This is a genomic window from Cellulomonas biazotea (assembly GCF_004306155.1).
GTDB lineage: Bacteria > Actinomycetota > Actinomycetes > Actinomycetales > Cellulomonadaceae > Cellulomonas > Cellulomonas biazotea.
Window position 1 is genome coordinate 1 of sequence record NZ_BIMR01000278.1, and the last position, 10,292, is coordinate 10,292.

At 73.7% G+C, this 10,292-nt stretch carries 6 protein-coding genes and 1 pseudogene; all 7 read left to right on the plus strand.

Features of this window, described 5'->3' with window-relative positions; all coding sequences use genetic code 11:
• Positions 1-2,784, plus strand: a pseudogene (locus CBZ_RS16430) (hypothetical protein); the annotation flags it as partial.
• Between the two features lie 45 nt (positions 2,785-2,829).
• Positions 2,830-3,267 (plus strand): hypothetical protein, encoded by a 438-nt coding sequence (locus CBZ_RS16435; protein WP_130782565.1) that lies wholly within the window; start codon positions 2,830-2,832, stop codon positions 3,265-3,267.
• Positions 3,268-3,513: 246 nt separating this feature from the next.
• Positions 3,514-3,945, plus strand: coding sequence for a DUF6318 family protein (locus tag CBZ_RS16440; RefSeq protein ID WP_130782566.1), 432 nt, complete (start codon positions 3,514-3,516; stop codon positions 3,943-3,945).
• 383 nt (positions 3,946-4,328) lie between these two features.
• A complete protein-coding gene (locus CBZ_RS16445; RefSeq protein ID WP_246013497.1) occupies positions 4,329-4,805 on the plus strand; it encodes a hypothetical protein in 477 nt (158 codons plus the stop codon).
• 323 nt (positions 4,806-5,128) lie between these two features.
• Positions 5,129-8,374 carry a [FeFe] hydrogenase, group A gene (locus CBZ_RS16450; RefSeq protein ID WP_130782567.1) on the plus strand — a complete coding sequence of 1,082 codons (3,246 nt, stop codon included), beginning with the start codon at positions 5,129-5,131 and terminating at the stop codon, positions 8,372-8,374.
• Positions 8,371-9,420 (plus strand): ABC transporter substrate-binding protein, encoded by a 1,050-nt coding sequence (locus tag CBZ_RS16455; protein WP_130782568.1) that lies wholly within the window; start codon positions 8,371-8,373, stop codon positions 9,418-9,420. The genes CBZ_RS16450 and CBZ_RS16455 overlap by 4 nt, the downstream gene beginning before the upstream one ends.
• On the plus strand, positions 9,389-10,292 hold a 904-nt coding region (locus CBZ_RS16460), incomplete at its 3' end, for an ABC transporter permease (protein WP_130782569.1). The genes CBZ_RS16455 and CBZ_RS16460, both read left to right, overlap by 32 nt.

The window sequence follows — 10,292 nt, forward strand, 5'->3', positions numbered from 1 at the left end:
GCCGCGGGCGGTGCCGGAGCCGGCGAGGTGACCGCGGCGGCCCAGGGCGCGGCCGCCGCTGCCGCCGCGGCGGCCGCGGTCGTCCCGCCCGACCTCCCGCCGCCCGTCGAGGTGCCCGTGCGGAACGAGACCGTCAACGCGGGGGGTCGGCAGATCCCCGCCGACCCCGTCGTCGAGGGTGCCGTGTCGGCCGTGGCGGCCAAGCTGCAGGCCCTGAGGTCCGGCGCACACGAGGTCCGTGCCGCGGCCGCGGCAGAGCGGGCGCAGTCCCACCAGGCCGAAGGGCTGCTGCAGGCCGGGCGGAGCGGGGTCGCCGACGCCGCCGCCGGGATCACCGCCCTGCAGGGCCACAGCGCGCACCGCAAGGGTGTCGTCGCCCAGGCCAAGGCCGCGCTCGAGGTCTCGCAGCAGAAGGCCGAGACCGTCGCGTCGGGCGCACCGCAGGTCACCGCGAAGAGCGAGGAAGGCGCGGAGAAGTCCGCACCCATGGCGAGCGAGTCGAAGTCGCTGGCCGCGGAGAACGCGTCGAAGCAGCCCGACGACGCCGAGGCCGCCGGGAAGTCCGCCGAGCAGGGGTCGCAGCTCACCAAGGTCGGCTCCGACATGGGGTCGATCGACGCGACCATCGGCCAGACGAAGGCCCGCGCCGGCCAGCTCGCCGCGGAGGCCGCGCAGGCGAAGGCGTCCAACGCGGCGACGCAGGGCAAGATCGGCGAGACCGAGCAGGCCATCGCCGCCGCGGACGCCAAGGCCGAGCAGATGACGGCGCAGAACGAGGCCGCCCGTGCGCGCCTCGACGGCATGGCCGCGCAGCCTGCCGAGCACCGGGCCCAGGCCGCCGCCCTCGACGAGCAGGGCACGTCTCTGCACGCCGCGTCCGCCCGTCTCGAGGCCCGGCTCGCCGCCGCCCAGCAGGGCTACGTCGCCGGCATGGCGTCGATGCCCGCGCCCGTGCCCGCCCCCCGCGGCGCCGCCGTGCAGCGCGCCGGCTACGGCGACCGCGCCAAGCTCGACCCCGCGAGCGCCGTGACCTCGACCCTGCCGTCCTGGCTCACCGGCGAGGACCCGCCCAACGCCGTCAACGCCCAGAAGCACAAGCTCGACGAGGACGCCCGGCGCGCCGCCGAGATCGCCGAGATCGAGAAGGAGGCGGGCGGCCACTTCGAGACGCTCAGCGGGTCGCAGAAGGCCGGGATCGCGCTGCGGCTCACCGGGCGCAACCTCTACAAGGAGCTCGGCGCGACGAACCTGCCGAAGTTCGGGCTCTCGATCCTGCGCGGGTTCGTCGACCCGCGGATGTCGCTCATGGGCGTCGTGCACGGCGTCGGCTCGATCGCGACCGGTGTCGCCAACCTGTTCTCCGCCGAGCAGTGGGCGAAGGACCCCCTCGGCAACGCCCTCAAGTCGTCCGCCGACATCGCGACCGGCGTGACCATCGTGCTCGGCTCCATCGCCGGGCTGGCCGTGTCGATCGGCATCATCCTCACCGCCGTCGCGATCATCGGGTCGATCTTCTCGTTCGGCGCCGTCGGCCTCGCGCTCGCCCCGATCATCGCGTTCTGCGGGACCGTCGCGTCCACCGTCGGGCCGTGGGCGCTGTGGGCCGCGGCCGTCGCGCTCACCCTGCACGCGCTCGTGTTCATCAAGAACCTCATCGACGCCGCCACCGCGAGCACCGCCACCGAGCTGCAGCAGAACTCGGACCAGATGACCGAGGACGCCAAGAACGCCGGCGCGATGGCCCTGCAGATCGGCATGGCGAAAGCCATGGAGCTCGGCGGGAAGCTGCTCGCCGGGAAGAAGGGCGGCGGTGCGCCCGGAGAACCGGCTCCGGCCGGTGGCGGTGGCGCGCCTGAGCCGGTGCCCGGGGGTGGGGCCGGTGCGCCGGAGCCGGTGCCGGCGGGTGGGGGTGGTGCGCCTGAGCCTGTGCCGGCGGGTGGTGGTGGTGCGCCTGAGCCTGTGCCGGCGGGTGGTGGTGGTGCGCCTGAGCCTGTGCCGTCCGGTGGCGGTGGGGCTCCTGAGCCCGTCCCGTCGGGCGGAGGTGCCCCGGAGCCGGTCCCGACGCCTGAGCCGGTCCCGACGCCGGAGCCCGTGCCGACCCCCGAGCCTGTCCCCGCGCCGGAGCCGGTGCCGACGCCCGAGCCCGTCCCCACGCCTGAGGGTCCCGCGCCCAAGGGACCCGCTCCCGAAGGCCCGACGCCGGAAGGCCCCGCGCCGGAGAAGGTCCCCGAGGGCCCCGCGCCCGAGACCGTCCCCGAGGGAGGAACCCCCCAACCCACCGAGCAGATCACGTGGCCGCCCGACGGCCCCCAGGGCAAGAAGCCGGCGGTCGGCGAGCCCGGTGCCGCCGAGTGGCGCTACCAGCGGTACCTGGAGAAGGCCTACAAGGCGGGCAAGGGCCCGAAGGACGTCCTGTCGTTCGAGGAGTACGTCGAGGCGCACTACAGCCAGGTCGAGGCGGGCAACCGTCCGGGGCGGCGCGGCGGCGCGGACCAGGTCGCCGCGAAGGAGAAGCTCACCGAGGCGGAGGGCGTCCAGGAGACCGAGAACGTCAAGCTCGGCGACCACTACCCCGACGGCGTCTCGCCCAAGCCGAACGCCGCGGGAGGACGCGACTACTTCGAGGTCGGCAAGATGCTGAAGAAGGGCATCCCCGAGGCGCGCGAGCGCGGCAAGCTGCAGAACGAGATCGACGCCCTCGGCCCGAATGACACGATCACGTTCGTCGACAAGATGGACACGTCGAACCGCATCACGTACCGCAAGGGCGACTCGGTCGAGTAGCCGCCGAGCAGCCGTCGAGCAGGTCGAGGAGGAGGAGACGGAGCGATGTCGATGTTCCTGCACGTGTTCGCGACGTCGGGCGACGCGCTCGACGTCGACGCGGTCGCGGAGGCCGCCGAGGTCGCGTGGACCGGCGACGACGACCTCGACGTCGACCACGAGCGCAGCGGCGACCGCGTCCTGCGGGTCACCGTGCCGGGCGCAGGACGACCGGTGTCGGTGCACGTCGAGAAGGCGGCGGGCAAGGTCGCCACGATGGTCGACGAGGCGCTCGAGCAGCACGACGAGGCGTCCCCGAAGGTCGTCGAGAAGCTCCGGGCGACCACGCAGGTCGTGAGCTTCGAGGTCTTCCCCGACCGGCTCGACGACGACGGCTGGGAGGTCGTCGACGGGATGGAGATGACGGTCGCGCGGTCGCTCTCGGGGTTGGTCGTGACCGACGACGGCATCTACGACGCGCACCTCAAGCAGCTCGCCCCGTGAGGGGCCCGTCCGAGGGGGTTGTCCACAGATCGGGCCGGACCGTCCCACGGGGTGTCCGATATCGGTAGGTTCGCCGCCATGCTTCACCGACGAACCGCGCAGGGGGCGGCCGCCGTCGCACTAGCCGTCGGGCTTCTCGCCCTTCCCGCGTGCACGACGTCGCCACCAGCCCAGCCACCTCCGTCCAGCGTGGTCGAATCGCCTGGGCCTTCGGGCGGCCCGTCAGCGAGTCCGACGACGAACCTGATGACGCGGCCCGAACGCCCCGCGGCGATGGAGACTCCGAGCGCCGAGGGGGCGGCGGCTGCAGCGGCCTACTTCGTCGAGCTGTACGGCTACACGTGGGCGACAGGTGACACCTCTCTCTGGTCGGCGATGTCGGCAGAGACCTGCGAGTTCTGCTCAGCGGTGCTCGACCGCATCGCTGAGATGAAGGCGGCGAACTACCACAGCACCGGCGCGCGCACGGTGGTGACGTCCGCGACCGGGACGGAGATCCGGGCCGACGAGTGGTACTCGGCCTCGCTCGTGGCGTCGCAGGACTCGTCATCGACGCTGGACTCCGACGGCGAGGTGGTAGCGACGAGCGATCCCGGAACCTACGACCTCTTCGTCGCGATCGGTTGGTCGCAGGGGTGGAAGGTGAGCGCGATCGACTGGACCGAGCGGCCGTCATGAGAGCCCTCATCGTTCTGGCACTGCTCCTGGGCACACAGGTTCCGCCAGTTCCGGTCGGGGCGATCAGATCGAGCGGGACCACCTCGGCGGACCGCAGCGCGGCGGAGCTCGCCGCCGATCAGGCGGGGACGGAGGCCACGGCTCCGGCACCGAGCCGCGTCGGTCCACGTCTCCAGGAGTTCGAGCGTGCCGTCGCATGTCGCGACGCCGCCGGGCAGTGGACGAAGGGATCGGCCGACGGAGCGTGTCCGACAGGGGCCGACGCAGCACAACCGTTGGACTGCGGTGCCGAACCGTTCCTCCAGCCGATGTGGCGGCGGTCGCGCGTCGCCGAGACCGCCGATTGGGGGCCATGGGGGCAGATCGATCAAGGGCGATGCGGCTTGACGCTCCCGGTGCTGTCGCTCGCCGACTTCCGGCGGTTGCCGTTGGCGCCGCCGGTGCTGCGGTTGCAGCCCGACCGGGGGTGGGTGCTGGTCAACAAGGAGACGATCGTGATGACCGAGCGCGTCGAGCAGACGTTCGTGACGAACCTGCTGGGCCGGGACGTCGAGGTCGTCGCCGCGCCGGAGCGGTTCCACTACGCGTTCGGCGACGGCACCGACCTGTGGACCCAGTCCGCGGGCAACCCGTACCCGAACCACGACACCTACCGGGTGTACGAGCAGCCGGGCACGTACCAGATCACCCTGACCACCGAGTGGTCGGGCCGCTACCGGGTCGCCGGGGACGACACCTGGCACGCAGTGACCGGCACCGCGCAGACCTCGACGACGAGCGCACCGTTCGAGGTCGTCGAGCGCCGCTCCAGGCTGGTCGACGACCTCTGCACCGACATCCCGAAGCCCGCGGACTGCTGAGCCCGCGCGCTCGGCCTCCGCCGAGTTCGTCACTTCCAGCCGAGTTCGCCGGTTGCAGGTGACGAACTCGGCACAAAGTGACGAACTCGGCACCGACCGACGAGCTCGGCGCCCCTCGGCGTCTTCGGCACGCGTCGACGCCCTCGGGAGTCGCTGGCGGGCTAGGCACCGACGGACCCGCGAAACCCTAGGTCGGAGGTCCCTTCGTGACGGGCGTCACCCGGCCCTAACGTCGGCGACGAGGGCCAATGACGGCGTTCATCCCGCGCAGCGGTCCCATCGACCGCGCGCGTGCCGGCTGGCCACGGACCGTGGGAGGCCGCGTGCACGAGGTCGGGAAGTCGGGGCACGTCGCCGTCACGGTCGACGGCGAGACGATGCAGCTGCGCGAGGGGACGACGCTGCTGCGGGCGCTGTCCGCGCAGGGCGTCGAGGTGCCGTCGTTGTGCCACGACGGACGGCTGGAACGCGCGAACGGCAGCTGCGGGCTGTGCGTCGTCGAGGTCGGCGCAGGTGAGAGTACGCGGGACGTGAAGGCGTGCATCACGCCGGTCGTCGAGAGCATGGTCGTGACGACCACCAACCCGCGGCTGCGGGAGTACCGAGCGGTGCGGCTGGAGCAGCTGCTGTGCGACCACAACGCCGACTGCGTGGCGCCGTGCGTCCAGACGTGCCCGGCGAACATCGACATCCAGACGTACCTGGAGCACGTGGCGACGGGGAACTTCGGGGCCGCGATCCGGGTCATCAAGGACCGCAACCCGTTCCCGTCGGCGTGCGGGCGGGTGTGCCCGCACCCGTGCGAGTCAGAGTGCCGTCGCAACCTGGTGGACGAGCCGGTCGCGATCAACCACGTGAAGAGGTTCGCGGCAGACTGGGACCGGGCGCAGGACGTGCCGTGGTCGCCGCGCCTCGCGGAGCCGAGCGGGAAGCGGCTCGCGGTCGTCGGCGCGGGGCCGTCGGGGCTGTCGGCGGCGTACTACGCGGCGATCGCGGGGCACCGGGTCACGGTGTTCGAGAAGCAGGACCGGCCGGGCGGGATGATGCGCTACGGCATCCCGGAGTACCGGCTGCCGAAGGCGACCCTCGACGAGGAGATCGCCTTCATGGAGGCGCTCGGCGTCGAGATCGTCACGGGTGTGGCGCTGGGGACGCACCTGCGGCTCGACGACCTGCGGCGGGAGTACGACGCGGTCTACCTGGCGGTCGGCTCGTGGCGGGCGACGCCGCTGCACCTCGACGGCGAGCACCTGCCGGGCGTGCACCTGGGCATCGACTGGCTGCGCGGGGTCGTGCAGGGCACCGACGACCCGGTGGGGGACACGGTCGTCGTCATCGGCGGCGGGAACACGGCGATCGACTGCGTGCGGACGGCGCTGCGCAAGGGTGCCCGTGACGTGAAGCTCGTGTACCGGCGGACGCGCGACGAGATGCCCGCGGAGGCGCTGGAGATCGAGGAGGCGCTGCACGAGGGCATCGACATGGTGTTCCTCGCGGCGCCGACGGGCATCACCTCGACCGCGGACGGGCGGCTGCGGGTGCGGTGCGTGCGGATGGAGCTCGGGGAGCCGGACCGGTCGGGGCGGCGGCGTCCGGTGCGGGTCGACGGGTCGGAGTTCGACGTCGACGCGGACACCGTCATCGGGGCGATCGGGCAGACGACCGACACGGGGTTCCTGTGGGACGACCTGCCGGTGCGGCTCAACGAGTGGGGCGACGTCGACGTCGACGGCCGCACGATGCAGAGCTCGGAGCGGAACGTGTTCGCCGGTGGCGACTGCGTGACGGGCCCGGCGACAGTCATCCAGGCGGTCGCGGCGGGGCGGCGGGCCGCGCAGGCGATGGACGAGTACGTCCGCGAGGGGTTCGTCCGGCCGTCGCAGGAGGACTACACGTGCAGCCGCGGCACGCTCGAGGACCTGCCGCGCGACGAGTTCGCGCTGCAGCCGCGCGCCCGGCGGGCGACCATGCCGGCGCTGCCGCCGGGCGAGCGGGTCGCCGGGTTCGCGGAGGTCGAGCTCGGGCTGACCGAGGAGCAGGCGCGGGCGGAGGCGCAGCGCTGCCTGGAGTGCGGGTGCTCGCGGCAGAACGCGTGCGCGCTGCGCGACACGGCGACGGCGCACCACGTGGAGTTCGCGACGCCGCTGCACGTGCGGCCGCGGACGCCGGTCGTGCAGGACCACCCGTTCATCGTCCGCGACCCGAACAAGTGCATCTCGTGCGGGCTGTGCGTCGCGGCGTGCGCGCAGGTCGAGGGTGTCGACGTCCTCGCGTTCCAGCTCACCGACGGGCGGCTCACGGTCGGGACGCGTGACGGCCGGCCGCTCGCGCTCACGGACTGCGTGTCGTGCGGGCAGTGCGTGCGGGCCTGCCCGTGCGGGGCGCTCGACTACGTGCGCGAGCGCGGCGGTGTGTTCTCCGCGATGCACGACCCGGAGAAGGTCGTCGTCGGGTTCGTGGCCCCCGCGGTCCGCAGCGTCATCGCGGACCACTACGGCCTCGCGCCCGAGGAGGCCGCGGCGTTCACCGCGGGGCTCATGCGCAAGGTCGGGTTCGACAAGGTCTTCGACTTCGCGTTCGCGGCCGACCTGACGATCCTCGAGGAGACGACCGAGTTCCTGGGGCGCGTCGGCAGCGGGGAGCGGCTGCCGCAGCTCACGTCGTGCTGCCCGGGGTGGGTCAACCTGGTCGAGCGGCGGTTCCCGGAGCTCGTCCCGTACCTGTCGAGCTGCCGGTCGCCGCAGCAGATGATGGGCGCGACCGTGAAGAGCCACTTCGCGGAGCGCGCAGGGCTGCCCGTCGACCGCCTCTACACCGTCTCGATCGTGCCGTGCCTGGCCAAGAAGTACGAGGCCGCGCGTCCCGAGTTCGCGTCCGACGGGGTGCGGGACGTCGACGCGGTCCTCACGACGACCGAGTTCCTCGAGATGGTCGACATGCTGCGGCTGCGCCCCGAGGACGTCGAGCCCGGCACGTTCGACGAGCCGTACGCGCAGGTCAGCGGTGCGGGCGTGCTGTTCGGGGCGTCGGGCGGCGTCGCCGAGGCCGCGCTGCGGATGGCCGTCGAGAAGCTCACGGGGGAGTCCATGGCCGACCTCGACGTGCACGCGGTGCGCGGCGCCGAGGGCATCAAGGAGACGACCGTGACCGCGGCCGGGACGACGGTCCGCGTCGCCGTCGTCAGCGGCCTCAACAACGTCGACGCGCTCGCCCGCCGGATCCGCGACGGCGAGGACGTCGGGTACGACCTCATCGAGGTCATGGCCTGCCCCGGCGGCTGCATCAACGGCGCCGGGCACCCCGCACCGCGGGACACGCTGGAGACGGCGGCGCGGCAGCAGGTGCTCGTCGACATCGACCGGACGGCCCCCGTCCGACGGTCGCAGGCGAACCCCGACCTGCTGCGGCTCTACGACGACTTCTACGGCGAGCCCGGGTCGCCGCTCGCGCACCGGCTGCTGCACACGCGGTACGCGCCGTTCCGCCCCGAGGCGTGCCCGCTGACCGACACCACCGACCTGGTGGGCACGGCCGCGGCGTCGGCCGACGCGCCGGACGGTGCGCGATGAACAGCCGGGTCGCGCGGCTGGTCGCCGCCGCGGTCGCCGTCGGCGCACTGCTCGCGGGGTGCGCGTCGAGCACGCCCCCCGCGGCGGAGCCCAGCGCGGCGCCCTCGACGGCGGCCGCGACGCCGACGGCGGCCGAGCGCACCACGGTCCGCGTCGCGTCGCTCAAGGGCCCCACGACGATGGGCCTCGTCGGGCTCATGGACGACGCCGCCCGCGGCACGGCCCGGCACGACTACCAGGTCACCGTGTACGGCACCCCCGACGAGGTGCTGCCGAAGGTGCTGCAGGGCGACGTCGACGTCGCGATGGTCCCCGCCAACCTGGCCGCCGTCCTGCACGCCAAGACCGTCGGCACGGCCGGCGAGGTGCAGGTCGCGGCCGTCAACACCCTCGGCGTGCTGCACGTCGTCGAGGTCGGCGACACCGTGCGCACGCTCGCCGACCTGCGCGGCCGGACCGTCTACAGCACCGGCAAGGGCGCGTCGCCGCAGTTCGTCCTCGAGCACCTGCTGACGACCTACGGGCTCGACCCGGCGACGGACCTCACCGTCACGTACGTCAGCGAGGCCACCGAGGTCGCCGCCCGGCTCGCCGCCGAGCCCGGCGCGGTCGCCGTCCTGCCGCAGCCCTACGTCACCGTCGTGACCGCGCAGGTCCCCGGCGCGCGCGCGGCGATCGACCTCACCGACGCGTGGGCCGACGTCACGCCCGACGCGCCGCTCGTCACCGGCGTCGTCGTCGTCCGCTCGCAGTTCGCGACCGAGCACCCCGCCGCGTTCGACGAGTTCCTCGACGACTACGCCGCCTCGACCCGGTTCACCAACGAGCACCCCGACGAGGCCGGCGTGCTCATCGCGGCCGCGGGGATCGTGCCCGCGGCGGCCGTCGCGACCGCCGCGATCCCCGGGTCGCACATCACCTATCTCGACGGCCCGCAGATGCGGGCCGCGCTCGACGGATACCTCGGCGTCCTGTTCGCCGCAGACCCGGCCTCGGTGGGAGGAGCACTCCCCGGTGACGACCTCTACCACGGCTCCGACGGGTAGCGGCGGCACCCCCCGAGCGGCCGGCACGCGTGGCACGGCCGGCGCGGGAGGCGCGGGCGGCCTGGGTGGTGCCGCCCGCGCCGTCCGGCCGCTGCTCGTCCTCACCTTCTGGCTCGTGGTCTGGCAGGTGGCCGCGCTCGCCGTCGCGCAGCGGCTGCTGCTGCCGTCCCCGGTGGACGTCGCGACGCGGCTCGTCGAGCTCGTCGGCACCCCGGCGTTCTGGGCGACCGTCGCGCACTCGCTGCTGCGGATCGCCGCCGGGTTCGCCCTCGGGACGGTCGTCGGGACGCTGCTCGCCGTCGCCGCGGCGACCTGGCGGGTCGTCGGCGCGCTCGTCGAGCCGGTCGTCGGGGCCGTCCGCGCCGCGCCCGTCGTCAGCTTCATCCTGCTCGTGCTCCTGTGGGTCGACAGCAGCCGCCTCGCGGTCGTCGTGAGCGCCCTCATGGTGCTGCCGGTGACGTTCGCCGCGGTCCGTGAGGGGATCGCGCAGCGGGACCCCGCGATGCTCGAGGTCGCGACGGTGTTCGCCGTGCCGCTGCGCCGCCGGGTGCCGGCGGTCGACGTGCCGGCCGTCCTGCCGTTCTTCGCCGCCGGTTGCCGCGTGGGCGTCGGCCTCGCGTGGAAGAGCGGCATCGCCGCCGAGGTCATCGGGTTGCCCGCGGGCAGCATCGGCGAGCACCTGTACGACGCGAAGGCGCTGCTCGAGAGCACCGACGTGTTCGTCTGGACGGCGGTCGTCGTGACGCTCAGCCTCGCGGCGGAGCGGGCGGTCGCCGCCGGGCTGCGGCGGGTCCCGTCGGCCGCGGGCGACGCGGGCGACGCGGGCGGCGTGCGCGACGTGGGCGACACGGGTGCCGCGGGCGGCCGGGGTG